Source organism: Marinobacter sp. G11 (assembly GCF_021282325.1).
Lineage (GTDB): Bacteria > Pseudomonadota > Gammaproteobacteria > Pseudomonadales > Oleiphilaceae > Marinobacter > Marinobacter vinifirmus.
The window spans coordinates 1-24,738 of sequence record NZ_JAJSPB010000016.1; the positions used below are offsets into that span (position 1 = coordinate 1).

22 protein-coding genes and 1 rRNA gene are annotated in these 24,738 nt (G+C 59.3%); 13 read left to right on the forward strand and 10 right to left on the reverse strand.

What is annotated here, in order from left to right; genetic code table 11:
- Nucleotides 1-114 (forward strand): 5S ribosomal RNA (gene rrf / locus LWH94_RS11350).
- Between the two features lie 88 nt (nucleotides 115-202).
- Here the strand turns inward: rrf and LWH94_RS11355 are convergent.
- The 7 genes from LWH94_RS11355 to LWH94_RS11385 form a co-directional block, all read right to left on the reverse strand.
- Entirely contained in the window at nucleotides 203-955 is a 753-nt protein-coding gene (locus LWH94_RS11355; RefSeq protein WP_232902285.1) for a response regulator, read from the reverse strand.
- 132 nt (nucleotides 956-1,087) lie between these two features.
- Nucleotides 1,088-4,603: a PAS domain-containing hybrid sensor histidine kinase/response regulator gene (locus tag LWH94_RS11360; RefSeq protein ID WP_232902286.1), complete on the reverse strand. Its 3,516-nt coding sequence runs from the start codon at nucleotides 4,601-4,603 to the stop codon at nucleotides 1,088-1,090.
- A 27-nt stretch (nucleotides 4,604-4,630) separates the two neighbouring features.
- A complete protein-coding gene (locus tag LWH94_RS11365; RefSeq protein ID WP_232902287.1) occupies nucleotides 4,631-5,137 on the reverse strand; it encodes a hypothetical protein in 507 nt (168 codons plus the stop codon).
- 97 nt (nucleotides 5,138-5,234) lie between these two features.
- Entirely contained in the window at nucleotides 5,235-7,004 is a 1,770-nt protein-coding gene (locus LWH94_RS11370) for a sodium:solute symporter family protein (protein WP_232902288.1), read from the reverse strand.
- A gap of 6 nt (nucleotides 7,005-7,010) precedes the next feature.
- Complete coding sequence (locus LWH94_RS11375; RefSeq protein ID WP_232902289.1) at nucleotides 7,011-7,274, reverse strand: DUF4212 domain-containing protein; 264 nt, start codon at nucleotides 7,272-7,274, stop codon at nucleotides 7,011-7,013.
- Between the two features lie 212 nt (nucleotides 7,275-7,486).
- Nucleotides 7,487-8,194, reverse strand: coding sequence for a 3'-5' exonuclease (locus LWH94_RS11380; RefSeq protein ID WP_232902290.1), 708 nt, complete (start codon nucleotides 8,192-8,194; stop codon nucleotides 7,487-7,489).
- A gap of 10 nt (nucleotides 8,195-8,204) precedes the next feature.
- Entirely contained in the window at nucleotides 8,205-10,121 is a 1,917-nt protein-coding gene (locus tag LWH94_RS11385; protein WP_199455898.1) for a putative nucleotidyltransferase substrate binding domain-containing protein, read from the reverse strand.
- Nucleotides 10,122-10,319: 198 nt separating this feature from the next.
- Between LWH94_RS11385 and smrA the strand changes: the two genes are divergently transcribed.
- From smrA to LWH94_RS11425, 8 genes are read left to right on the forward strand one after another with little or no spacing between them, the layout of a single operon-like run.
- Entirely contained in the window at nucleotides 10,320-10,901 is a 582-nt protein-coding gene (smrA, locus tag LWH94_RS11390; protein WP_232902291.1) for a DNA endonuclease SmrA, read from the forward strand.
- A gap of 35 nt (nucleotides 10,902-10,936) precedes the next feature.
- A complete protein-coding gene (locus LWH94_RS11395; protein ID WP_232902292.1) occupies nucleotides 10,937-11,137 on the forward strand; it encodes a hypothetical protein in 201 nt (66 codons plus the stop codon).
- Between the two features lie 49 nt (nucleotides 11,138-11,186).
- Nucleotides 11,187-11,675 (forward strand): (2Fe-2S)-binding protein, encoded by a 489-nt coding sequence (locus LWH94_RS11400; protein ID WP_232902293.1) that lies wholly within the window; start codon nucleotides 11,187-11,189, stop codon nucleotides 11,673-11,675.
- Nucleotide 11,676: 1 nt separating this feature from the next.
- Nucleotides 11,677-13,875: a xanthine dehydrogenase family protein molybdopterin-binding subunit gene (locus LWH94_RS11405; RefSeq protein WP_232902294.1), complete on the forward strand. Its 2,199-nt coding sequence runs from the start codon at nucleotides 11,677-11,679 to the stop codon at nucleotides 13,873-13,875.
- A gap of 34 nt (nucleotides 13,876-13,909) precedes the next feature.
- A complete protein-coding gene (locus tag LWH94_RS11410) occupies nucleotides 13,910-14,536 on the forward strand; it encodes a methylthioribulose 1-phosphate dehydratase (RefSeq protein ID WP_232902295.1) in 627 nt (208 codons plus the stop codon).
- Nucleotides 14,533-15,090: a 1,2-dihydroxy-3-keto-5-methylthiopentene dioxygenase gene (locus tag LWH94_RS11415; RefSeq protein ID WP_232902296.1), complete on the forward strand. Its 558-nt coding sequence runs from the start codon at nucleotides 14,533-14,535 to the stop codon at nucleotides 15,088-15,090. Before LWH94_RS11410 ends, LWH94_RS11415 begins: the two co-directional genes overlap by 4 nt.
- Nucleotides 15,090-15,782, forward strand: a complete 693-nt coding sequence (mtnC, locus tag LWH94_RS11420) for an acireductone synthase (protein ID WP_232902297.1) — start codon at nucleotides 15,090-15,092, stop codon at nucleotides 15,780-15,782. Before LWH94_RS11415 ends, mtnC begins: the two co-directional genes overlap by 1 nt.
- A gap of 11 nt (nucleotides 15,783-15,793) precedes the next feature.
- A complete protein-coding gene (locus LWH94_RS11425) occupies nucleotides 15,794-16,858 on the forward strand; it encodes a DUF3080 domain-containing protein (protein ID WP_232902298.1) in 1,065 nt (354 codons plus the stop codon).
- 25 nt (nucleotides 16,859-16,883) lie between these two features.
- Here the strand turns inward: LWH94_RS11425 and LWH94_RS11430 are convergent, their stop codons facing one another.
- From LWH94_RS11430 to arsC, 3 genes are read right to left on the reverse strand one after another with little or no spacing between them, the layout of a single operon-like run.
- The gene (locus LWH94_RS11430; RefSeq protein ID WP_022990057.1) at nucleotides 16,884-17,246 is read right to left on the reverse strand and encodes a DUF2069 domain-containing protein; all 363 of its coding nucleotides are present in this window, start codon (nucleotides 17,244-17,246) and stop codon (nucleotides 16,884-16,886) included.
- Between the two features lie 27 nt (nucleotides 17,247-17,273).
- Complete coding sequence (wrbA, locus tag LWH94_RS11435; protein WP_232902299.1) at nucleotides 17,274-17,879, reverse strand: NAD(P)H:quinone oxidoreductase; 606 nt, start codon at nucleotides 17,877-17,879, stop codon at nucleotides 17,274-17,276.
- 21 nt (nucleotides 17,880-17,900) lie between these two features.
- Entirely contained in the window at nucleotides 17,901-18,254 is a 354-nt protein-coding gene (arsC, locus tag LWH94_RS11440) for an arsenate reductase (glutaredoxin) (RefSeq protein ID WP_036219981.1), read from the reverse strand.
- A 69-nt stretch (nucleotides 18,255-18,323) separates the two neighbouring features.
- Here arsC and LWH94_RS11445 point away from each other — a divergent pair, with 69 nt between their 5' ends.
- The 4 genes from LWH94_RS11445 to tilS all read left to right on the forward strand — a co-directional run bounded on the left by LWH94_RS11445 (nucleotide 18,324) and on the right by tilS (nucleotide 24,651).
- Nucleotides 18,324-18,785, forward strand: coding sequence for a TlpA family protein disulfide reductase (locus tag LWH94_RS11445; protein ID WP_420538085.1), 462 nt, complete (start codon nucleotides 18,324-18,326; stop codon nucleotides 18,783-18,785).
- 2 nt (nucleotides 18,786-18,787) lie between these two features.
- Complete coding sequence (gene dnaE, locus LWH94_RS11450; RefSeq protein WP_232902300.1) at nucleotides 18,788-22,270, forward strand: DNA polymerase III subunit alpha; 3,483 nt, start codon at nucleotides 18,788-18,790, stop codon at nucleotides 22,268-22,270.
- Between the two features lie 103 nt (nucleotides 22,271-22,373).
- Nucleotides 22,374-23,327: an acetyl-CoA carboxylase carboxyl transferase subunit alpha gene (gene accA, locus LWH94_RS11455; RefSeq protein WP_022990062.1), complete on the forward strand. Its 954-nt coding sequence runs from the start codon at nucleotides 22,374-22,376 to the stop codon at nucleotides 23,325-23,327.
- Nucleotides 23,311-24,651, forward strand: a complete 1,341-nt coding sequence (gene tilS, locus LWH94_RS11460; protein ID WP_232902301.1) for a tRNA lysidine(34) synthetase TilS — start codon at nucleotides 23,311-23,313, stop codon at nucleotides 24,649-24,651. The genes accA and tilS overlap by 17 nt, the downstream gene beginning before the upstream one ends.
- Nucleotides 24,652-24,738: the final 87 nt, after the last annotated feature.

The following is a 24,738-nucleotide window of genomic DNA, read 5'->3' on the forward strand; positions in this document are numbered from 1 at the left end:
CCTGACGACCATAGCGGTCTGGAACCACCTGATCCCATCCCGAACTCAGACGTGAAACAGACCAGCGCCGATGGTAGTGTGGTTCGCCCATGTGAGAGTAGGTCATCGTCAGGCTCTTAATACCAAACCCCCCGACAGCGTTGCTGTCGGGGTTTTTTCATTTCAGGTCTGGGGAAAATGATAGAAGGCCTTCCGGGCCGAGCTATTTACTAATCAGCTCTATCAGACCACCCATAATGCTTTGCATCAGCGCAAAGCGGTCACTGGTCCGTTCTGCGTGGGCCTGAAGTTGCCCTGCTTGCCGGCTGGTTATCCAGGCCAGGGCGATTACCAGCGTTACCACGGCGGCCGACAGCCATCGTGTGTTCTTTCTCAGGCGCCTGCTTTGCTCTGCCTGATGGATATATTTTTCTTCCTGCTGCTGTTTGAGTTCCCTGAGTTGCTCTTCCAGTTCTTCGTAGGCCACCTCCAGGGTGGACATTCGTCCGCTGATCTTCCTCTGTGCCTGTTCCGGAGCTTCGGTAACAGGTTGTCCGACGTTCTCCACAGCCAGCCTGAGCGCTTCACTGTGCTCCGGCTCCGGGATGTCTGAGAGAATCAGGTCCAGGGTTCGCATCAGCTGCTCACGGTCCACCTGCTTGCGGATAACCCCGGCGGCACCGAGCGCCCGGGCCTCTTCGATGTATTTTCCGGCGTTCTGGGAGGTGTACATGAATACGGGGATATCACGGGTATCCGGCAGGCTCTTCAGCTTTTCAAGGGCCTGGAAGCCGTTCATGCCTGGCAGCATATGATCGAGGAAGATGACATCAAAGTGATCGGATTGAAGAACCGGAAAGGCTTCTTCGGCTGTGGCCACGGCTTTGCTGGAAATGTCCGCACGCTCGAGCAAGCGCGCAAGAATGATGCGCGCTGTTGAAGAGTCCTCGATGATAAGCGCGTGGCCCCGTGGCATTCCCTGTCCCTCTGTGGTTAACCGTTGATGGTTTCAGAGGAAACTATATAAGCAGATCAGAAAATATACAGTGGACTAACGGGCCTGGGTGTCATATTTGAGACACCCTTTTGATTTTTCCCTTGTGCAGTGTCAGCGCTTCTGTTTGAGCTGCTTGTTCACCAGTGCCCGCAATGCCGCCGGCTTAACCGGCTTGTAAAGCACCTGGTAGCCCCGGCTGATCGCATCTTCACGTACCTCCGGCGCCATGTAGCCGGTGATCAGGATGCCCGGGATACCGGCTCCCAGAACTTCTCTGATGCCGTCCATGGCATCGAGCCCGTTACGGTTATCATCCAGCTGGTAATCCGCCAGGATGATATCCGGTTTATGGCCTTCGAGCTTGTTCAGGGCGCTTTCCAGACTTTCCGCGGCGGTTACCTCGCACTGCCAGTTGCTCAGTAGTGCGACCATTCCCTGAAGGATTGCCGCATCGTTATCGATGCACAGCACCTTCAGGCCGCCCAGACTGGACACCCTTCTGGAGTTGCTGCCTGCCTTGCTGGCACTGGCATGGACCTGCTCTGCCGGAGCCCTGGGCACGGTGACGGCAAAAGTACTGCCTTTGCCCTGGGTTGAGTGCACGGTTACCGGGTGGTCCAGCATGCCACTGATACGGTCGACGATGGCCAGTCCGAGGCCGAGCCCCTTCTTGTCCCGGCCGTGCTGGAAGCGCCTGAATTCCTCGAAGATGTGAGCGAGTTGCTCTTCGGACATCCCGGGGCCGGTATCCCAGACTTCAATACGCAGGAAGCCCTTCATGCGCCGACAGCCCATGAGGATCTTGCCACTTGCGGTATAGCGGATGGCATTGGACAGGAAATTCTGGACTACCCGCCGCAATAGCTTCGCATCCGAGCGTACCCAGGCCGAGCTGGGCACCACGTGCAGTTCCAACTCCTGGTCCTTGGCAATGGCGGAAAACTCGGTAGCCAGGTGCTTCAGGAGGTCGTTAACCGGGAATACCGTAATATCCGGCTCCAGGGCACCGGCATCCAGCTTGGAAATATCCAGCAGGGTGCTGATGATTTCTTCTGCGGCCCCGAGTGAGCTGTCGATGTGCTCGACCAGCTGTTTCGGTTCGCCATCGGTGATCTTGCCGGAAAGGGCCGAGGTAAACAGCCGGGCAGCGTTCAGTGGCTGCAGGAGGTCATGGCTGGCTGAGGCAAGGAAGCGGGTCTTGCTCTGGTTAGCCTGTTCCGCCACGGACTTGGCCTTGAGCATCTGCTCGTTGATTACCTGCAATTCCTGGGTGCGTTCCCGAACCCGTTGCTCCAGATAGATGTTGGTTTCTTTAAGCGCCTGTTCGGTGCGCCGCATGGCAGTGATGTCCTGGAAGGTGGTCACGTAACCACCGCCGGGTATAGGGCTGCCGTCTACCCTGACCACCGTACCGTCCGGTCGTTGGCGTTCGTAGGACATGGGCTTGCCGTCGCGCATGGCGCTGCAACGGTCTTCTATGATCTCGTCGATACGCCGGGCCGACAGGTTGGCGTTGGTCAGGTTGTAACGCATCAGGTCTTCGACAGGCCGGCCTACCCGGACAAACCCTTTCGGGTAATGGAACAATTCCAGGTAGCGGTGGTTCCAGACCACCAGCTGTTGCTGGTGATTCACCACAGACACTCCGAGACTGATGTTCTCGATGGCGGATTGCAGCAATTCCCGGCTGAAGGTCATGGCCTGGGAGGCTTCATCAACGATGCTGACCACGTCTTCGATCTGCATGTCGCGACCGGTCAGGGTGGATTCCAATACGACGCGGGCGGTCGAGGCACCGATGACCGAGGCCAACTGCCGCTCGATGTACTTCATCAGGTGCGATGAGGCAGGCCGGTGCGGATGCAGCCGAATGGCATTACGCCGCTCGTAGTTCCGGAAGATGCTTTCCGAGCGTTCCTCACCCATGAAGCGGTCGGTAAGGGCTTGCAGGTCAGAGGTCAGAATTTCACCCTGCCAGCTCTGGTGCTGGGCGCTTTCCGCTTTTGGTTGGGCCTCATGGAAGAACGCGGCAATTTGTATCTTTTCGCGAATACGTTGCCGGGTGACCAGCGACAGCAAGATGTAGGTCCCCGTGTTAACCCCCAGGCTCCACAGAATGCCATGGCTGGTCTGGTCCAGTTCAGAGCCAAACAGGGCAGTTGGGCGGGTCCAGTGCCAGCCGAAGAGGCCGTTCTCGATGAACCCGGCGGATATCCAGCCGGTAGCAGCCAGTGCAGGCAGGAGCAGGGTATAGCACCACATCAGGAAACCGAGGCCAAGGCCCCAGACTGCGCCGGTGTAGTTACCCCGGCGCCACAGAATGCCGCCAACCAGGGCCGGGCCGAACTGGGCAGCAGCGGCAAACGAGAGCAGTCCGAAGGCGGTGAGGCTGTAATCGGCCCCGGCCATTCGGTAAAAGCCATAGGCGGTCAGCAACACGACAAAGATCGCGGCCCGGCGTATGGACAAGAGCAGGAAGCTGAGATCTGTCCGGCGGTTCATGCGCGGGCGGAAGAAACGCAACAGCCCGGGCATGATGATTTCGTTGCTGACCATGGTGGCGATGGCTACCGAGCAGACAATCACCATGGCAGCCGCGGCAGAGCCGCCGCCAAGAAACGCCAGTACTGCCAGCCATTGCTCGCCAGCCATGATCGGGAGCTGAAGGATAACGATGTCCGGGTCACTTCCGGCCATGTCTGCGTGCAGCAAGCCGCCAGCGGCGATGGGGATCACAAAGGCGCTGGCAATCACCAGGTAGATGGGCATGGCCCAGCGTGCAACCTCGAAATCCCGGTGGTCCGTGTTTTCAACCACCATCACGTGGAACTGTCGTGGCAGGCAGATAATCGCCAGCATGGCCACCAGGGTTTGGGTGAGGAATGCCGGTGCCTCTATAGCGTCTGTGGTCAGGGTGCCAATCAGGTCCGCCTCGGCGGCCTTCTGAAACAGGTCACCGAAACCGTTGAACAGCCCGTACCCGACGAACAGGCCGACGGCGACAAAGGCGATCAGCTTGATCAGGGATTCAAAGGCCACCGCCTGGATCATGCCACGGTGGTGTTCCGTAGACTCCAGGTGGCGGGTGCCGAACAGCACTGTGAACACGGCCAGGGCAAGGGTGATGTACCAGGCCGAATCGTTCCAGGCCGCAGTACTGATCTCCTGGTAGGTATCGCCGGTGCTGGACAGTACGTTGAAGCCGAGGGCAATGGCTTTCAGCTGCAGGGCGATGTAAGGCACGCTGCCGATCAGCGCGAAGATTGCCACCATGGCTGCCAGCAGTTGTGATTTGCCATAGCGGGAAGCGATGAAGTCGGCAATCGAGGTGCTGTTGTTGCGCTTGCTGATGTAGATGATTCGTCGTAACAGGGGCGCAAAGAACACGAAAACCAGCAGGGGCCCCAGATAGATGGGGAGGAAGCCAAAGCCTTCCTGGGTGGCGCGGCCGACCGCGCCGTAGAAGGTCCAGGAGGTGAAGTAAACCGCCAGGGAAAGACCGTAAACATGGGTTCGCGCCAACCTGTTCCGGTAAAGCCCGGGGTGGCGGTCACCCGCCCAGGCAATCAGGAACAGCAGGGAGATGTAGGAGATCGAAATCAGTACAAGCAGCCAGGCGCTAATCATGATGGGTTGCTATCCGGTCTTGGTTATTCAGGCCCCGCAAACAGTTGTGTACAGGGGATCCTGAAGGTTCAGCAGTTTCATATTGTCGACCCTGGGGCTTCCATCGGAACCCAGCGGTACCAGCTCTCGGCTCTGGCAGTTGATCAGGTGAACCCGGTGCGAAACGGCATCGGTAACGGTCTGGGAGAAGCGGTAAAGGGTAAACCGGACAATATTGGAATCCGGGGTATCTTTGCTGATGCTGGCCACATCCACCGTGGAAAACGCGGTTACGTACGGGAAAACAAAGGTCCACGGACGGAAGAAGATCTTTTCCTGTTCGGTGTTTACCACAACGGCCTCTTCCGGCAGCAGTGAGCGCTTGTGGTCATACCAGGTGTATTCGCCGTAGATCAGGTAGCCGAGCATACCGGCGCCGGCAAACACCGGGATAATCCATTTTGGCGCGCGCTTGGCGGTGGCGGCACGAATGCCCAGGGCAATACCGGCAGCACCCAGTCCGCAGAATACAGTGGCAACAAAAGTCCAGAACATAAATCGGTATCCTCAAAAAAGAACGGGCTCCCTCACAGAGGAAGCCCGTTCGGTATCAACCTGTCATTGCAGGCAATGATTCAGGCTGTCTTGCAGTTTAATGGTCTTGGGCAGATCCGGCACCGCGCGGGTAACGGACGCTTTCAACCAGTTCCTGGATCTCAACGGGCGGTTCAGCAGTCACTTTGGATACTGCGAAGGCTACCGCAAAGTTGACCACAGCACCAACTGCACCGATGGACAGCGGGGAGATACCCAGTACCCAGTTTTCAGGCGTGTCTGCCAGGTTGTTGGTGCCCGGGATGAAGAACCAGCCTTTGTAGATGAAGATATACACCAGGGTGAAGATCAGACCGGACAGCATACCCAGGGTTGCGCCCACGTTGTTCACACGCTTGGAGAAGATACCCATCATCAGCGCCGGGAACAGGGAGGCTGCCGCGATACCGAATGCCAGCGCTACCACCTGGGCTGCGAAGCCCGGAGGGTTGGCGCCCAGCCAGGTAGCAACCACAATGGCAACCGCCATGGAGATACGGGCCGCCATCAGTTCGCCTTTCTCGCTGATGTTCGGGTTGAGTCGGCCTTTGATCAGGTCGTGACTCACCGCCGAGGAGATTGCCAGCAACAGACCCGCTGCAGTCGACAGGGCTGCTGCCAGACCACCTGCGGCGATCAGGCCGATAACCCAGCTCGGCAGGTTGGCGATTTCAGGGTTGGCCAGTACCAGGATATCGTTGTTAACAACCATCTCGTTGCCTTCCCAGCCACGCTCGGAAGCGGTAGCGGCGAAGTCAGCGTTCTTGTCGTTATACAGCTGGATACGGCCGTCGTTGTTCTTGTCCTCGTAGGTGATCAGACCGGTCTCTTCCCAGGTGGCAATCCAGCCCGGACGCTGATCGTATTCGATCGGCTGGGCAGCGGTGCCTTCCGGATAGATGGTGGTCATCAGGTTCAGACGAGCCATGGACGCTACAGCCGGCGCAGTCAGGTACAGCAGGGCGATGAAGACCAGGGCCCAGCCGCCGGACCAGCGCGCGTCAGCAACCTTGGGAACCGTGAAGAAGCGGATGATTACGTGGGGCAGACCCGCGGTACCGATCATCAGGGACAGGGTAAACAGAACCATGTTCAGTTTGTTGTCCACATCTGCGGTGTACTCGCGGAAGCCAAGGTCGGTCACAACCTGGTTCAGCTTGGCCAGCAGCGGCATGCCGGATTCGGTGTGGGTAGAGAACATGCCCAGGCCCGGAATCGGGTTGCCGGTCAGTTGCAGGGAGATGAACACCGCCGGAATGGTGTAGGCAACGATCAGAACGCAGTACTGGGCTACCTGGGTGTAGGTGATGCCCTTCATGCCGCCGAGTACCGCGTAGATGAATACAACCACGGCTGCGATGATCAGGCCGTTGGTCGCTTCAACTTCGAGGAAGCGGGAGAACGCAACCCCGGCGCCAGCCATCTGGCCGATAACGTAGGTGACAGATGCGATGATCAGGCAGATAACCGCGACGAGACGGGCGTTGGGGCTGTAGTAACGATCACCGATGAACTCGGGTACCGTGAACTTGCCGAACTTCCGCAGGTACGGGGCCAGCAGCATGGCCAGCAGCACGTAACCGCCGGTCCAGCCCATCAGGAAGGTGGAGTTGGCGTAACCGCCGGCGGCAATCAGGCCCGCCATGGAGATGAAGGATGCCGCAGACATCCAGTCGGCACCGATAGCCATACCGTTGGTTACCGGGTGAATACCGCCACCAGCAACGTAGAAGTCGCTGGTGCTACCGGCCTTCGCCCAGATGGCAATGCCGATATAGAGGAGGAACGAGCCCCCTACAAACAATAGGTTAATTGCAAATTGGCTCATTGGTTCTTACTCCTCGTGTACGCCGAATTGTTCGTCGATTTTGTTCATGCGCCAGGCGTAGAAGAAAATCAGAACAATGAAGGTAAGAATCGAGCCTTGCTGGGCGAACCAGAAGCCAATGTCGGTGCCGCCGACTTCAATGCCGGCCAGCATGGGGCGTAGCAGGATGGCGGCGCCATAGGAGCACAGGCCCCATATGATCAGACTGCCAAAGATAAGGCGTAGGTTCGCCTTCCAGTAGTTCTCAGCGTCGTAGCTATGACCTGACATACAAAATCACTCCTGTATTGTTGTTGTAGAGCTTTGCTGGTTTTTTGCTGGGGTGGTGCGGAAAGAGAATTTATTATTCATGTAATACTTCTCCGACTTGTTGTCATCTCCGACTTTACCGGTCAATGCGTTTGAGGATATTGGCAAATAGTCTAAGTCTCAGTAACTTGCCTTGCATTTGATCAAGGACATCAACGATAAGCTGGGCTAAATCAAAGTCGGTGCATCTGCTGTAAACGGCGTTGATAATGCAGTTTATCGACCAGTTCTTTCAGGGTTTTTACGTCTTTCTTCTGAGCCATATTGAGCGCTGCAAGGGTTAATTCGGCCGTTACCATCGCATCTGCCGCAGCGTGATGCCGTTCACTAATTTGAAGATTGAAGTAGTCGGCCCAGTTATCCAGCCCGCGCCCCTTGGTCTCGGCGTGGGGAAAAAACGCCGGTAACAGCTCTGCCACATCCATCCACAGGTGCTGGGATGTGTAACCCAGTTGGGCTTTCAGGGTCTTCTCGAGGAATTTCTGGTCGAACGCCGAGTGGTAGGCCAGGATGGGATCGCCGTTCATCCACTCCAGCAGGTGCAGCAGTGCATCCTCGGTCTCATGGCCCTGGGTCAGGGCTTCAGGGCCAATGCCGTGAATCAGCACGGTTTCGCTGATATCCAGCTCCGGGCGGCGCAGGATCAGGTCAAACTGGTCATTCAGGTGGATGACGCCGCTTTCGATGGCCACCGCGCCAATGGCGATGACTTCGTCTTTCGAGAAGTTGAGCCCGGTGGTTTCCAGGTCCAGCACGATCAGCCGGGAACGGGCCAGCAGCTGGTCGCTGGCCGTTTTCGGGGCCGGCAGGCTGTCGGTGTCGTGGTCACCGGTAACGCCGCCCCGACGCTGGGCCAGCCATTGTTTGATCTGTTCGAGCATGGTTGCCGGCCTATAGTTGGTAGGTGATTTCCAGTTTTTGCTGCAGCCGCTGGGCCTGGCGGAAGGATTCCCGCAGTATCCGTCTGTCCAGCGGGTTCAGGTCATCCGGATCTATGTAGTTGGTCAGCTCTTCACCTTTATCGAGCATTTCCTGGTGGGCGCGCATGCGGATGGCCTGAATCAGGCTGTAGGCTTCTTTCCATGCGTTGGCATCCTTGGCGTCGAACACATCTTTTCGGGCCAGTGCATCAATCCGTTCCAGTGTGTTGGCGGTTTCAACACCGTGGGCCAGGGCGAACACCCTGACGGATTCCACAAACGGCGCCAGCCCCTGGCGTTTCAGGTCCAGGGAGTGCTTTTTCTCGTCGTTCAGGTAACGGAAGTTGCGGAACATGGTCAGCGGCGGTTTGCGCTGCAAGGCGTTGCCGGCCAGCATTTTCTGGAACAGGGCGTTCTTGCGGATGCGGGCCAGTACGTTTTCGAGTAACCGGTGCAGCGGTTCCGACGGGCCGAATACAGCGCGCATATCCAGGAAAATGGATGAATAGACCAGGTTCTGCGGAGTCGACGCATCGATAAAGCGGATAAACCAGTCGTCCCATTCGCCAATGCTCAGGCACAGTTTCGGGTTGCTGGCCATAATGTTGCCCTTGCACAGGGTGAAGCCGCACTCAGCCAGCTCATCATTGACCTTGCGGGCGAAGGGCAGCAGCTTTTCACGAACCTGTTCCGGAGTCATGCCTTCCGGGGTCTCGAACAGGATACCGTTGTCCTGGTCGGTCAGCAGGGTCTGTTCCTGCCGGCCTTCGCTGCCGAAGGTGAGCCAGGTGAAGGGAATGCCCGGATCGTTCTTTTTCAGGTTCAGTTCCAGCACCCTTCGCACGGTGACATCATTCAGGGTGGTGATGATCTTGACCACCTGGCCGGAGTCCGCGCCATGGGCCAGCATGGCATCCACCAGCCTGGAAACATCGGTGCGCAGGGCCACCAAAGTGCGCAGGTGGGTAGCGGTGCCGATGGTGCGGGCAAGGTTGACCAGGTCTACCCGTTGAAGGGAGAACAGGTCCCGCTCCGAAACCACGCCGATGAGCCGTTGTTCTTCGTCCACCACGCACAAATGGGCAAAGTGATGTTCCGCCATCAGCATGGCTGCCTCAAAGGCATCGGCGGTTGACGGCAGGCAGCAGGGGTTCGACGTCATTACCTGGCTGATGGGCGTGTCCAGTGGCCCCTTTTCTTCGGCAACCATGGTGCGCAGGTCGCGCAGGGTAAAAATGCCGGTGGGGTGGCGGCCGTCATCGGTAATGATGATGCTGCCCACGTTGTTTTCGTGCATCCGGGCCACGGCTTTGCGCACCGGCAGGTCCGGGGAGCAGACGATCGGATTGCGCAGGGCATAGCGTTCCAGCGGGGTGTCCAGGCTGTTACTGGAGCCGATCGAGGCCATGGCCTTGGATTGCAGGCGCTGGTTTACCTGCTCCAGCAGGCTGCTGACCCCGCGCAGGCAGAAGTCCCGGAACGGCTCGCTTTCAGAAATCAGGGTTACGAAATCTTTCTTCTCGATGCTCAGGCAGAAGGTGTCCCCGGCCGCCCGGTGCAGTGTGCGGGTCGGCCGCTCGCCCACCAGCGCTGCCAGGGGGAAGCATTCGCCCTGACTGATTTCGAAGGTGGTTTCGGTTCGCTCTTCGGTTTTGTGTTGGCGCTCGCCCCGGATCCGGCCTTGCTTGACCACGTAGAATCGCTTGGCCTGCCCGTCTTCCGGCGACAGCACCACATCACCGTCCGCGTAGAAGCTGAGGGTGGCATGTTCGGCAAAGTGCGCCAGGTGGGTGTCGTCCATGCTTGAAAAGGGTGCATGTTCCCGCAGGAACGACATAATCGCGCGGGTATTCTGGGGGCGGGTGGTGTCCTGGTTTGCTGCGGCCATAGCGGAGTTCGTCCTGATCCTGGTGGCGCGGCGGGTTACCGGCGCTCATTCGTTATTGTTGTCCTTCTGCAGTGTAGTGCAGCAGGTCGTTGTTGTACCTTACGATTTTCGTCGCAAACCTTGTCGGTTGTCTGCTTTATGGTAGCCCCGGGCAGTGGTAGAGTTCTGATACTTGTCAATCCGGAAGCAGTTAGTGTCATGACCAGTAAAGACGAACGCCTGGCCTTCCTCGAAGAGATGAAGGATGTCCGGCGGATCCGTAAACCCAACAAAGCGGAAGTGGCGGTTCCACGGGAACTGACGCCTGGCCACCTGGCACGCCAGCAGGCTGCGGTAGAGACCCCGGTGCGCGACCTGAACCCGCTGACCTCAGACATGGTGGAGCCGTTGACGGCCCACGATGTACTGAGCTGGATGCGTCCGGGCATTCAGCATGGGGTGTTCCGAAAGTTGCGGCTGGGCCAGTATCCCATTGAAGCCCGGCTGGACCTGCACCGGATGACCGTAGAAGAGGCCCGGCGGGAAGTGTTCGCTTTTATTAACGATTGCGTGCGCTATGGCCTGCCCTCGGTGATTATCCTGCATGGCAAAGGGGAGCGTAATCCGGACGGGATTGCCCAGCTGAAGAGTTACCTGGCCAAGTGGTTGCCGGAGCTGGACAGCGTGTTGGCGTTCCATTCGGCCCAGAAGCACCACGGTGGCACCGGTGCCGTCTACGTGATGGTGCGCAAAAGCGAGCGGGACAAACAGCATAACCGGGAAGTACACGGCAGCCGCTAGGGTGCCTGAACAGTGTGACAAACGAGGAAAGTAATATGACCAAGCGTTCTGTAGCAGTGTTGATGTTAGCAAGCCTTTTTGCCCTGACCGGCTGTAAAGACCGGGTGATCTGGAACGACAACGGCAAGGTGGATGAGGCAACCCAGAACCGGGAAGTCTGGAACACCAATGGCCAGGTCGATTCCGGCGAGCGCAAGATCTGGGTGAATAAAGACGGTAAGGAAGTGGTGAAGTAAGCCCGCGGGCTTGCTTCAAACCACGCCAAAACAACAAGAGGAACGGCTCATGGCGTTCAGCCTGACAGTGAATGGAAACCGGCACACGGTGGATGTGGATCCGGATACGCCCCTGTTGTGGGTCATCCGGGATGAACTGGGCCTGAAAGGCACCAAGTTTGGTTGTGGTGCCGGCCTGTGTGGCGCCTGCACCGTGCACGTGAATGGCCAGCCGGCCCGTTCCTGCTCCACCGCCATTGAGCTGGTGGATGGTGCCGAGATTACCACCATTGAAGGGCTGTCAGAGGGCGGCAATCTGCATCCCCTGCAGCAGGCCTGGATCAGCGAGGGCGTTCCCCAGTGCGGCTATTGCCAGTCTGGCCAGATTATGACCGCTGCCCACCTGCTGGCAAATAACCCTTCGCCCTCCCGGGATGACATCGTGGCGGCCATGACCGGCAACCTGTGCCGCTGCGGTACCTACGCCCGCATTGTGGCCGCGGTGGAATCGGTGGCCGGCGGTGTTGGCCATTATCAGCCTGGGCAGGAGGGCGCCTGATATGACCATGAACCGCCGTGATTTTATGAAAGTCAGCACCGGTGCCTCCGGCAGTCTGGTACTGGCCTTGTCGCTCCCGGGTTGTGCCTCGGTACAAACCGGCTTCGAGCCGGAAACCGGTGAATGGACGCCGGATGTCTGGCTGGAGCTCAACAAGCAGGACGAAATTACCTTCACCCTGGCCCGGGTTGAAATGGGGCAGGGCACCTACACCGGCCTGACGACCCTGATTGCGGAAGAGCTGGATGTGGATCCGGCCCGGATTCAGGTGAAGTTCGCGCCGGTAGCGCCGGAATACCGTAACCCGTTTATCGGCCTGCAACTGACCGGCGGCAGTACCAGCGTAGCGAGCAGCTGGCAGCCCCTGCGGGAAGCGGGAGCGTCTGCCAGGTTGATGCTGGTTATGGCCGCCGCCCGGGTTTGGGGCGTGGATGCCAATAACTGCCGTACCGACAACGGCCGGGTGCTTCATCCCAACGGGGTGGATTCCCTGCGTTATGGCCAGCTGGTTGAGCTGGCGGATAAAGAAGTGATTCGGGGCGATGTGCCGCTCAAACCCCGTTCGGAATGGAAATACATCGGCAAGCAGGCCGGCAAACTGGACGCCCGGGCCAAGGCCACGGGCACCGCGGTTTACGGCATTGATGTCGAGCTGCCGGGCATGGTGTACGCGGTGATGACCCGCAGCCCTCGCTACGGAGGCCGTGCCCAATCGTTTAACCGCGATGAGATCCTGGCCATGGCTGGCGTGCAGGCGGCGTTTATCACTGAACGCGGTGTCGCCGTGGTGGCCGGCAGTTACTGGAAAGTCCGGAAAGCACAGCAGGCTGTGCGCGTGGAGTGGGATTTCTCCGAGGCCCTGGATACCACGGTGGATGAGGTGTTCGAGGGCTATCGTAAAGCTGCCAGTGAAGACCCCGGCGAGCAGGAACGCTCTGAAGGCGATGTGGAAGAGGCCATCAGCAAAGCCGGGCGCTTGGTGGAAGCTGAGTATGAGCAGCCATACCTGGCCCATGCGCCGATGGAACCCATGAATGCCACCGCCTGGTACCACGATGGCGGCATGGAGATCTGGGCACCAACGCAGGCACCGGATCTCGGGCGCATTGCGGCCTGCCGGAATTCGGACCTTTCACCGGATGACGTGACTGTGCACACCACCTTCCTGGGTGGCGGATTCGGTCGCCGGCTGACCCAGGATTACATCGAGGAAGCCGCTGCTGTGGCCTATGAGCTGAAGGTGCCGGTCAAACTGATCTGGTCCCGGGAAGAAGACATGCGCCACGGTTTCTGGCGCCCGGCCATGCTGCACCGTATGACTGCCAGCCTGGACGGTTCTGACCTCACCGGCTGGGATCACCAGATTGTCGGCCCGCAGGTTCTGGACTGGTACGTGCGCAATGCTGCGCCGGCACAGTACCCCTGGGCACCGAAATTTCTCTACAACACCCTCGGTAAAGTGGGTTTGATGGTTGAGGGCCTGGCCACACCAAAAGATGTGTCTGCCATAGAAGGAGCTATCGGCTATCCCTATCAGGTTCCGAATGTCAGCGTGCGACACACCCATACCGACCCCGGCGTGCCCATCACCTGGTGGCGCTCAGTAGGCTACTCCCACAATGGGTTTGCTGTTGAAACCTTTATGGACGAACTGGCCCACGAGGCCGGGCAGGATCCCCTGGAATTCCGTCGAAAACTGCTGGTCAGGGAGCCGCGCCACGCCAGGGTTCTGGAACGGGCGGCGGAACTGGCGCAGTGGGGCACGCCGCTCCCGGAAGGCAGGGCGCGCGGCATAGCGCTATTCCAGAGTTTTGGCACTTACGTAGCCCAGGTGGTGGAAGCCGGTATCGAAAACGGTGAAATCCGTGTTTACAAGGTAACCGCCAGTGTGGATTGTGGCCAGGTGGTGAACCCGCGCATCGTGGAAGACCAGATTTCCGGCGGTATCCTGTTTGGCCTGACGGCGGCGTTGTTTGGCGAAATCACCTTTAACAAGGGTGAAGTCCAGCAGAGCAACTTCCACGATTATCGGCTGCTGCAGATGCACCAGGTGCCGGAGGTTGTGGTAGATATTGTCGACAGCGATGAAGCCCCCACCGGCGTGGGCGAGCCGGGTGTGCCGCCGGTTATTCCTGCTCTGGGCAATGCGCTGTTTGCACTGACCGGTAAGCGCCAGCGCCGGTTACCGCTGACCGCATGATCAAGCGGTTTGGTGTAATAGACGGAGAATCCCAGTGTTTGATGTGACCCGATACGCTATTGCCGCCCAGTCCATCGTGGATGCCGGGCGCTTCCTGTATGACCGGGGCTGGTCGCCGGCCACCAGCAGCAACTATTCTGCCCGCATTGACAGCGACCACGTTGCTATTACCGTGTCCGGTCGCCATAAAGGCCAGCTCGCTGCCGGTGATGTCATGGTGGTAGACCTGAACGGCAACCCGGTCCAGAGTAACTGCAAGTCCTCGGCAGAAACCCTGCTGCACATGGTGTTGTATCAGGTGTTTCCGGATGCGGGGGCAGTGCTGCATACCCATTCCGTGAAAGCCACCGTGCTCAGCCGCCTGATCCCGCCGGGCAAATCCCTGGAACTGGAAGGCTATGAACTGCAAAAAGCCTTTGCCGGGGTAACCAGCCATGAGGGGCGGCTATCGATACCGGTATTCGATAACACCCAGGATATTCCGGCCCTGGCGGAACAGACCGGCGAATGGTTCCGGGCTCATCCGGAACAACCGGGTTACCTGATCCGGGGCCATGGCCTGTATACCTGGGGCGCCACCATGGCCGATTGCCTGCGCCATGTGGAAGCCTTTGAATTCCTGTTTGAATGTGAACTTGAAACCATGAGAGTCCGCCCATGACCACCCTGAGCATTTTCCAGCAGAACCAGCCGCAAGCGGCCCACACCGTAACCACCGACCCGCAGGTGATTCGCGATACGCTGGCCAGCCAGGGTGTGCGCTTTGAGCAATGGCCAACCCGGGAGCTGCCGGCTTCGGCCACCCAGGAACAGATTCTGGAAGCCTACGCGGATGAGGTCGCCAGCCTGAAGCAGGAATGCGGTTTCCAGACCGCCGATGTGGTCAGCCTGACCGCGGACCACCCGGATAAAGACGCCTTCCGCCAGAAGTTCCTCGACGAACACACCCACAGCGAAGACGAAGTGCGTTTCTTTGTGCGCGGGCAGGGGCTGTTCTACCTGCATTTTGGTGATCAGGTGTATGCCCTGATGTGCGAAAAGAATGACCTGATCAGCGTTCCGGATGGCACCCGCCACTGGTTTGATATGGGCCCGGAGCCGGAATTTACCTGTATTCGCCTGTTCACGAATCCGGAAGGCTGGGTGGCCAGCTTTACTGGTGAGGAGATTGCCTCCACCCTGCCCAGGTATGAAGCGCTGGCGGGGGTGGCCTGATGATCCGGGTGATTCTGACCGACATCGAAGGCACCACCAGCTCTATCTCCTTTGTACACGAGGTGCTGTTCCCCTACGCCAGCGAACACCTGCCGGCGTTTGTGCGGGCCCATCACCACACCACGCCGGCGGTTGCAGAGCAGCTGGCGATTGTGGCACAGAAAAGCGGTGTCGACGGTAAGGACGCGGAAGCCCTTATCGAAGTGCTCCAAGGCTGGATCAGCGAGGACCGCAAGGAAGGTTCCCTCAAGGCCTTGCAGGGCATGGTCTGGGAGCAGGGCTATCACAGCGGCGAGCTGAAGGGCGATATCTACCCGGATGCGGCGGACTACCTGCAGCGCTGGCATGATCGGGGCCTGAGACTGTTCGTATATTCCTCTGGCTCGGTGAAGGCCCAGAAGCTGATTTTTGGTCACAGCAGTGAAGGCGACTTTACACCGTTTTTCTCTGGGTATTTTGATACCGGCGTAGGTGGTAAGAAAGAAGCGCAGTCGTACCGTAACATCCTGGACGAGCTGGGTGTCGAGCCGGGTTCTGTGCTGTTTCTCTCGGACGTTGAAGCCGAGCTTGAAGCGGCCGAGCAGGCGGGCATGAAAACCGCCTGGCTGGTACGTGAGGGTGAATTGCCGGACACCGGTCGCTTCGTGGCCCGGGACTTTGCGGAGGTAGACGCGCTGCTGCGTAAACGCTAGGAGGTCGATTTATGCCCGGACTGTTAAGGCTGCAATGGCTGGTTCCGGGTATCTGTGCCCTGTTTCTGGCTGGATGTAACCCGTTCTCCGAAGCCAGGCCGATGATGACCGAGTACCTGGAACGCCTGGCCCGGGTACTTGAAGCCCCCGCTGTTTCCCTGCCTGAAGAGTTGCCGCCGGCATCGCAATTACCCCGCCGCCGCGACCGCGTTCTGGACATGCCGGAACTGGATATCGGCATGCTCGAATTCCTGTCGCTGTATGGCTGTGAGCTGCAGTATGTGGTGGGTGAGAAGAACTCGGTCATGGGCAGGGTGATGCAGCCGGTAAACCGCCTGCGATACGAAGTGCACTTTATCCGCGCCGCGGAAGACTGCCTGCCGGAGGTGGAGGATGAAGAGCTTGGGGAAACCCTGGCTGAAGCGATCGCGAGCAAGCGGGATTCGTTGCCCCGGGCTGTCTGGAACGCCACCTGGGGCACCGAAGAAATCGAGAACCTGTTTACCCTGAGTAAAGGTTTTTACCCGGTGGGTGAAGGCCAGCTTCCGGTGTCTGACCTGCTGCGGGATCTGGAGCAATTGAACGAGACGGTGAGGGCCTTGTCGCGGCAGCAGCTTGACGTTTCCCTGGACAATCTGGGTGCCATCCATCAGCGCTGGCAGGCCGAATACCGGGCCGGGCAACTGGTTAACAGTGCCCGCTTGCTCATTGCCACGCTGGATACCGGCACCGAAGTGCTTCAGGCCAGGCTGGCAGAACGGCCGCTATGCCTTAACGGGAAACCGAACAACCAGTCCGACATCGTTCGCAGTTTTTTCTTCAGTGTGTACATCGGTGAGGTTCAGCCCTACATGAGTGATGTCAGCCGGGCGGCCGATACCCTGATTGCGGGTTTCGCAGAGCTGGCGGCGAAGCAGGAAGCGCAAATGCCGGAAGTCTTTGGTGGCTGGGCTCGCCGACACCTGCAGGCTGGTGAGGAAGGCAGTCTCTGGCAGCAGCTTGATGGCGCAATGATGCGCCACACACGCCACTGGCAGCAACTGCTGGAACAATGCGGGCTGAGGCCGGGTGCCTGACAGCCCGCACTGGCTATAGCCGGCGTTAGCCCGCCGCCACTGGCCGGTTCACTTTCAGGTGCACCATGGCCACGGTGAACAGCAGGAAGGTGAGAATGGTCATGATTACTGGCCCTGCAGCACCTTCGCTCAGCCAGGCCGAAACCACCGCCTGGGTAAAGTAGAAGATCAGTACAAAGGCCATCCAGATATAGCCCCGGTTATGACCGCGGAAAACCGGCACGGCAAACGCCAGCAGCGGCAGGAGTTTGACCGTTAGCATCAGGGAAATCGAGACGCCTTCCACGGGTGCCGGGTAGAAGGTAGTCAGTAGCAAGCCGGCCAGCACCGAGATGTACAGGGCGATGGTCAGACGTGCCGTGGTTTTTGCTTTGTCGTTGTGGAGCATAGAAGGTTCCGGGTGGTGGAGTTCGAATCAGTCAGCCAGTTTCACGGCCAGCCTGGCCAGCCGTTCGCCAAAGGCCTGGCACAGGGCTTTCTCGTGTTCGCTCAAGTCTTGCTGGGCGCCGGTGCCGGCCCAGTGTGACGGCCCGTAGGGAGTGCCGCCAGTGCTGGTTTCATTCAGGGCGCTCTCCGAGTAGGGCAGGCCGCACAGCACCATGCCGTGGTGCAGCAGAGGCAGCATCATGGTGAGCAGGGTGGTTTCCTGGCCACCATGCAGGCTGCCGGTGGAGGTGAACGCACCGCCAGGCTTGCCGGCGAGCTTGCCGTTCAGCCACAGGTCTCCGGTGCCGTCCAGGAAGTGCTTGAGCGGTGCTGCCATATTTCCGAAGCGGGTAGGGCTGCCCAGTGCCAGGCCGGCACAGTTGGCCAGCTCTTCCCGGGTTGCATAGGGAGCGCCGGTATCCGGAACCGGGGGCAGGCTGGCGGTGGTGTCCGGCGACACTGGCGGAACAGTGCGGATCTTCGCTTCCATCCCGCTTACCCGGGCCACGCCCCGGCCAATCTGGGTAGCCATGTCGGCGGTCTGGCCGTTCCGGCTGTAATAAAGAACAAGAATGTACGGGCTGGTATCGCTCATGCCTGGCTCCTGTGCAATGCTTCAGAGAATCTCGAGAACGCTTTCCGGTGGCCGGCCGATGGCCGCCTTGCCGTTGGCCAGTACAATCGGCCGCTCGATCAGTTTGGGGGTGGCCACCATGGCTTTTACCAGCTGTTCCCGGCTCAGTTCCGGGTTATCCAGGCCCTGTTCCTTGTATTCGCTTTCTTTAGTGCGCATCAGCTGGCGGGGCTCGCAGCCCAGCAGGTCAAGGATATGTAACAGTTCCTGCTCTGTCGGAGGCGTCTCCAGGTAGCGTATAATCTCCGGTTCGATGCCCTTTTGCTGAATCAGCTCAAGGGTCTGCCGTGATTTGGAACACCGTGGGTTATGGAAAATGCGGGTTGGTTCTGTCATGGTCATGCCCGGTTTACAGTAATGGTTGCTGTCCTTTCGAAGGGCGGTAGTCTAACAGGAGGATATCCCTTGCAGTACCCTCGGCCGTTCAGGCGTTTCCTGGCTTTAATTACGCTGGTTTTAGCGGCAGCGACCATCACCGGTTGTGAAAATACCGAGCTGCAGCGTGCTGATGGTACGGCCGTGAACTGGGATGACTTCCGTGGCCGCTGGGTATTGGTGAACTACTGGGCAGAATGGTGCAAGCCTTGCCTGGAAGAAATTCCCGAACTGAACGAGCTGGACAAGGCGCCGGACATCTCGGTACTGGGTGTGAATTTTGATGGCGTTACCGGCACGGCCCTGGAGCAGCTGGGAGAGGAAATGGGCATCGAGTTCCTGATGCTGGGCCAGGACCCAGGCCCGGAATTCGGCTGGAAAATGCCCGTGGGCTTGCCCGCCACGTTCATTGTCGACCCCTCCGGCAACCTGGTTGAAACCCGGTTCGGGCCACAAACCGAAGAAGACATCCGCACACTGATTGGCAACTGACCATGGCAAACACTTTCGTTCACCTGCGCGTACATTCCGAATATTCCATGGTGGATGGCCTGGTACGGGTCAAGCCGCTGATCGGCCGCGTGGCGGAGCTGGGCATGCCCGCCGTCGGCCTGACCGAACAATCCAATATGTGCTCCCTGGTGCGCTTCTACAAGGCCGCCATGGGCGCCGGCGTCAAACCGATCATCGGTGCGGACCTGTGGCTGGAAAACCCGGATGAGCCGGAAAACCCGTTCCGCCTGACCCTGCTGGCCCGCAACAACGACGGTTACCTCAACCTCACCGAAATCATCTCCCTCGGCTATACCGAAGGCCAGCGCTACGGCAAGCCGATTATCCGCAAGGAATGGCTGGAAGCCCGGCCGGCGGGGCTGATTGCCCTGTCCGGTGCCAAGATGGGGGATGTGGGCAAGGCTTTGCTGGCGGGCAAGCCGGAACTGGCCCGTGAGCGAGCCGAATACTGGATGAACCTGTACCCGGACAGCTATTACCTGGAACTGCAGCGTACCGGCCGGGCCGGTGATGAAGACTGCCTGCATATGAGCGTGGAACTGGCAGCTGAACTGGGCCTGCCGGTGGTAGCTACCAACGACGTGCACTTCCTGCAGGCGGACGATTTCGAAGCCCACGAGGCCCGGGTCTGTATTGGTGAAAGCCGGACCCTGGATGACCCCAGGCGGGATCGTCGCTTCAGCGATCAGCAATACCTGCGTAGCGCCGAGGAAATGATCGAGCTGTTCTCGGACATTCCCGAGGCCGTCGAGAACACCGTGGAAATCGCAAAACGCTGTTCGGTGAAAGTGCGCATGGGCGAGTACTTCCTGCCCAACTATCCGATCCCGGATGGCATGACCATGGACGATTACTTCCGCCATGTGTCCGAAGAAGGGCTGGAAGCGCGCCTTGCCAAGACCCTGAGCAAGGACGACCCGGAATACGACCAGAAGCGCGAAGACTATTACAAACGCCTGAAGTTCGAGCTGGATATCATCATCCAGATGGGGTTCCCGGGTTACTTCCTGATCGTTATGGACTTCATCAAGTGGGCCAAGAATAACGGCGTGCCGGTGGGCCCGGGCCGGGGTTCCGGTGCCGGCTCCCTGGTCGCCTATGCGCTGCTGATCACCGACCTGGACCCGCTGGAATACGACCTGCTGTTCGAGCGGTTCCTGAACCCGGAACGGGTATCCATGCCCGACTTCGACGTCGACTTCTGCATGGAAGGCCGGGACCGGGTCATCGAATACACCGCCCAGAAGTACGGCCGGGAAGCGGTTTCCCAGATCATCACCTTCGGTACCATGGCCGCCAAGGCGGTGGTGCGGGACGTTGCCCGGGTGCAGGGCAAATCCTACGGCCTGGCAGACAAGCTCTCCAAGCTGATTCCCTTTGAAGTAGGCATGACCCTCAACAAGGCCATCGAACAGGAGCCCCAGCTCAAGGAATTCCTGGAACAGGATGAAGAAGCCCAGGAAATCTGGGAAATGGCCCTGAAGCTTGAAGGCGTGTGCCGGAACGCCGGTAAACACGCCGGGGGTGTGGTGATCGCGCCCACCAAGATTACGGATTTCTCGCCGCTGTACTGCGACGATGAGGGCGGAAGCCTGGTCACCCAGTTCGATAAAGGCGACGTGGAAGACGCCGGGCTGGTGAAGTTCGACTTCCTGGGTCTGCGGACCCTGACCATCATCAAGTGGGCCCTGGGCATGATCAACCCGCGCCGGCAAGAGCGCGGGCTTGGTGACCTGGACATCAGCACCATTCCGCTGGATGACAAGCCCTCGTTCGACCTGTTGAAAAAGGCCGAGACCACCGCGGTGTTCCAGCTGGAATCCCGCGGCATGAAAGACCTGATCCGCCGCCTGCAGCCGGACTCCCTGGAAGACATGATCGCCCTGGTGGCCCTGTTCCGCCCGGGGCCGCTGCAGTCCGGCATGGTAGACGACTTTATCGACCGTAAGCATGGCCGCCAGCCGATGTCTTACCCGCACCCGGATTATCAGTATCAAGGCCTGAAGCCGGTATTGGAGCCCACTTACGGGGTCATCCTGTACCAGGAGCAGGTCATGCAGATTGCCCAGGTGATGGCCGGCTATACGCTGGGCGGTGCAGACATGCTGCGCCGGGCCATGGGTAAGAAAAAGCCGGAGGAGATGGAGAAACAGAAGGCCATCTTCCTAGACGGTTGTGAGAACAACGGCATCGACAAGACCCTGGCCGAGAATATCTTCGACCTGGTAGAAAAGTTCGCCGGCTACGGCTTCAACAAATCTCACTCCGCAGCGTACGCGCTGGTGTCCTACCAGACCCTGTGGCTGAAAACCCACTACCCGGCCGAGTTCATGGCTGCGGTACTTACCGCCGATATGCAGAACACCGACAAGGTGGTCACGCTGGTGGAAGAGTGCCGGAACATGAAGCTGGACCTGCTGGTGCCGGACGTCAGCCGTTCTGCCTACACCTTCACGGTGAATGACGATGGCCAGATTGTTTACGGCCTGGGCGCGATCAAGGGTCTGGGTGAAGGTCCCATCGAAAGTATTGTTGAGGCGGCCAAAGACGGCCCGTTCCAGGACATCTTCGATTTCTGCCGTCGCATCGACCTGAAAAAGGTGAACAAGCGAGCCATGGAAGCCCTGATCCGCTCCGGTGCGATGGACAAGTTAGGCGCGGGCCGTGCCCAGCTGATGGCGAGTATCGAGAAGGCCATACAGCAAGCCGACCAGCAATCCCGTAACGATGCCGCTGGCATGGTGGATATGTTCGGCGAAATGCTCGAAGGCGGCGGTGAAGACGGTGATCCCTACGCGGATGTGGCCAACGTGCGCGAGTGGCCGGAGAAAGAACGGCTCAAGGGTGAGAAAGACACCCTGGGCATTTACCTTACCGGTCACCCGTTTGACGAATACGAGCGGGAAGTGCGGCGCTTTGTCCGTAACTCCATTGCCGACCTGAAGCCCAACAAGTCGCCCCAGCGGGTGGCCGGGCTGGTGGTGGCCCAGCGCACCATGAAAACCCGCACCGGCTCAACCATGTGTTTTATTACCCTGGACGATCGCAGTGCCCGCATTGAAGCTACGCTGTTCTCGGAGGCGTTTTTCGAGAACCGTGAGTTGCTGCAATCCGATCAGGTGATTGTGGTGGAAGGGCAGGTCAGCCACGATGATTACTCTGGCCAGATGAAAATGCGGGTCAGCTCGGTGATGGACGTGGCCACCGCCCGGCAGCAGTTCAGCCGGGGTATCCGGCTGGCCCTGCATGCTGAACAGCTGCAGAACGGCCTGCTGGACAAACTCGACGACACGCTGCGGCCGTTCCGTAACGAAGGCAGCCCGGTGTGGATCGAATACAGCAGTGCCGAGGCCAGCACCCGGATTGAGCTGGGGCCGTCCTGGCGGGTGCAGCCCGATGACAACCTGTTGTTCGAGTTGAAACACCTGGTGGGAGAGAAGTCGGTGGAGTTGGTCTATGATTAAGACCAATGTCCGCTTTAGTTGAGCGTTTTGCGCTGCTATCTTTGTCCCAAATTCTGGTTATGGTGGGTTGACCGCCCACCTGGCAAGCAAATGATGGAACATCATGAACCCTAATTACCTGGATTTCGAACAGCCGATCGCCGACCTGGAAGCCAAGATTGAAGAGCTTCGCATGGTGGGTAACGACACCGACATCAATATCACTGATGAAATCAGTCGTCTGAAGAAGAAAAGCGTCAGCCTGACGGAAACCATCTTTTCAGACCTCAAGCCCTGGGACGTAGCCCGCCTGGCCCGCCATCCGCGCCGCCCCTACACCCAGGACTATATCGACCTGATTTTTGAAGATTTTGACGAACTGCACGGCGACCGTCGCTATGCGGATGATTTGTCCATCATTGGCGGCACCGCTCGCCTGGACAACAAACCCGTGATGGTGATTGGTCACCAGAAAGGCCGCGAAGTGCGTGACAAGGTCAAGCGCAACTTCGGCATGCCGCGCCCGGAAGGCTACCGTAAGGCCCTGCGCCTGATGGAAATGGCCGAGCGCTTCAAGATGCCGATCCTGACCTTTATCGATACCCCGGGCGCCTATCCTGGTATCGGCGCCGAGGAGCGTGGCCAGAGTGAAGCTATCGCCTTTAACCTGGCGGTGATGTCGCGCCTGAAAACCCCCGTTATCTCCACCGTAATCGGTGAGGGTGGCTCCGGTGGTGCACTGGCCATTGGCGTGTGCGACCAGCTGAACATGCTTCAGTACTCAACCTACGCGGTTATCTCCCCTGAGGGTTGCGCGTCGATTTTGTGGAAGAGTGCGGAGTATGCCTCCCAGGCTGCGGAAGCTATGGGTGTAACTGCCCAGCGCCTGAAAGAGCTGGGTGTTGCGGACAACGTGATTGCGGAGCCCCTCGGTGGTGCCCACCGCAATCCGGAAAAAATGGCCGAGACCCTGAAAACGACCTTGGGTCAGGGCATTGACGAGCTGAGCCGTTTACCCCTGGACGAGCTGGTAAGCCGCCGTTACGAGCGCTTAACCAAGTATGAAGGCGGGCGGTAACACCGCCCGGGCTTCTGGCTGGCCCGGCGACCTGCTCGGGCCGGTCAGTCAACTTCCCGAATATTCCCGTCTCTGGGTGGCCTTCAGCGGCGGCCTGGATTCCACGCTGTTATTGCAGGCTGCCTCTGCCTGCCACCCCTCTGTTACTGCCCTGCACATCAATCATCAGCTCCAGCCCAATCATCAGCAGACCGAGCAATTCTGCCGGGATGTCTGCGAGCAGCTGGGTGTTGAATTGTGCGTTGCGCGGGTGGATGTCCCGGTTGGTGCCAGGGGTGCTGGCGGCCTGGAAGATGCGGCCCGTACAGCCCGTTATGAGGTGTTTCACAACACCCTGAACCCGGGCGACATGTTATTGATGGCCCACCACGCCGATGACCAGGCAGAAACGGTCCTTTTCCGGCTGTTGCGGGGCTCCGGTGTCAGCGGGCTGGCCGGAATGCCGAAAACGCGGCCGTTAGGCAAGGGCACCCTGTACCGGCCCTGGCTCGGGGTCAGTCGCGACAGGCTGGAGCAGGTGGCGACGAAACTTGGTGTGCGCTGGGTAGAAGACCCCAGCAACCAGAGCCGGCAGTTCGACCGCAATTACCTGCGCCACAGTGTTCTGCCGGGCCTGAAGGATCGTTGGCCCGGTTTGTTGAAGCGGGTTGCCCACAGTGCCCGATCCTGCGCCGAAAGTGACCAGTTGAATCAACGCCTGGCGGAACTTCAGTGGCAGACCTGTTCCGATAGCGGCCGCCTCGCGATTGAGCCGTTCTCCGCCCTGAGTGCCCCCGAGCGCCGCAACCTGGTGCGTTGGTGGATTCAGCGCGAGGGTTTCCCGCCGCCGGCTTTGGCAGGCTGGGACCAGGTTCTGGCTGAACTGCTTGAAGCCGGAGAGGATCGGGAGCCGGAGCTCCGGGGCGATGGATTCAGCCTGCGCCGTTACCGGGGGCATATTTACCTGGTGCCGGATAATCCTCCCGCGCCAGAGCCAGTAGCGCTTACCCCCGGGTCGCCAGTGCGTTGGCCCGGCTGGTTGCTGTCGCTGAAATCGGTTGCCCCGGCAGAACAGCAAACAACGCCGCCGCCAATAAGGGTATCTACGAGGCAGGGTGGTGAGCGGGTCCGGCTGGCCCCGGGTAAGCCCTCCCGTGCGTTGAAAACCTGGCTGCAGGAACAGTCCGTTCCACCCTGGGAGCGCTCAGTATTACCGCTGGTCTGGCGGCAAACCAGCGAGGGCGAAGAGCTGATCGGGATTGGCGATTTGTGGTGTTCTGAACAATACTCGGGAGGCGCCCCTGCCACCGGCTGGCGGCTGATTGTGGAGAGGGATTGTGATTGAGTACAGAGGGGCTTTCTGGTAGTCTGGCGTCCCATCTTGAGATGAACAATCTCCCTCCTTCACCGAACCAGATAATCACGGAATCTG

Coding starts and splice junctions, on each gene's coding strand:
- LWH94_RS11360 (WP_232902286.1), bottom strand. CDS start 4,603: ATGATTAGCGCCTGGCTGCTTGTACTGATTTCGATCTCCTACATCTCC.
- LWH94_RS11370 (WP_232902288.1), bottom strand. CDS start 7,004: ATGAGCCAATTTGCAATTAACCTATTGTTTGTAGGGGGCTCGTTCCTC.
- smrA (WP_232902291.1), top strand. CDS start 10,320: ATGACCAGTAAAGACGAACGCCTGGCCTTCCTCGAAGAGATGAAGGAT.
- LWH94_RS11405 (WP_232902294.1), top strand. CDS start 11,677: ATGACCATGAACCGCCGTGATTTTATGAAAGTCAGCACCGGTGCCTCC.
- LWH94_RS11375 (WP_232902289.1), bottom strand. CDS start 7,274: ATGTCAGGTCATAGCTACGACGCTGAGAACTACTGGAAGGCGAACCTA.
- wrbA (WP_232902299.1), bottom strand. CDS start 17,879: ATGAGCGATACCAGCCCGTACATTCTTGTTCTTTATTACAGCCGGAAC.
- LWH94_RS11380 (WP_232902290.1), bottom strand. CDS start 8,194: ATGCTCGAACAGATCAAACAATGGCTGGCCCAGCGTCGGGGCGGCGTT.
- LWH94_RS11400 (WP_232902293.1), top strand. CDS start 11,187: ATGGCGTTCAGCCTGACAGTGAATGGAAACCGGCACACGGTGGATGTG.
- arsC (WP_036219981.1), bottom strand. CDS start 18,254: ATGACAGAACCAACCCGCATTTTCCATAACCCACGGTGTTCCAAATCA.
- mtnC (WP_232902297.1), top strand. CDS start 15,090: ATGATCCGGGTGATTCTGACCGACATCGAAGGCACCACCAGCTCTATC.
- LWH94_RS11365 (WP_232902287.1), bottom strand. CDS start 5,137: ATGTTCTGGACTTTTGTTGCCACTGTATTCTGCGGACTGGGTGCTGCC.
- LWH94_RS11395 (WP_232902292.1), top strand. CDS start 10,937: ATGACCAAGCGTTCTGTAGCAGTGTTGATGTTAGCAAGCCTTTTTGCC.
- LWH94_RS11415 (WP_232902296.1), top strand. CDS start 14,533: ATGACCACCCTGAGCATTTTCCAGCAGAACCAGCCGCAAGCGGCCCAC.
- tilS (WP_232902301.1), top strand. CDS start 23,311: ATGAAGGCGGGCGGTAACACCGCCCGGGCTTCTGGCTGGCCCGGCGAC.
- LWH94_RS11385 (WP_199455898.1), bottom strand. CDS start 10,121: ATGGCCGCAGCAAACCAGGACACCACCCGCCCCCAGAATACCCGCGCG.
- accA (WP_022990062.1), top strand. CDS start 22,374: ATGAACCCTAATTACCTGGATTTCGAACAGCCGATCGCCGACCTGGAA.
- LWH94_RS11425 (WP_232902298.1), top strand. CDS start 15,794: ATGCCCGGACTGTTAAGGCTGCAATGGCTGGTTCCGGGTATCTGTGCC.
- dnaE (WP_232902300.1), top strand. CDS start 18,788: ATGGCAAACACTTTCGTTCACCTGCGCGTACATTCCGAATATTCCATG.
- LWH94_RS11355 (WP_232902285.1), bottom strand. CDS start 955: ATGCCACGGGGCCACGCGCTTATCATCGAGGACTCTTCAACAGCGCGC.
- LWH94_RS11430 (WP_022990057.1), bottom strand. CDS start 17,246: ATGCTCCACAACGACAAAGCAAAAACCACGGCACGTCTGACCATCGCC.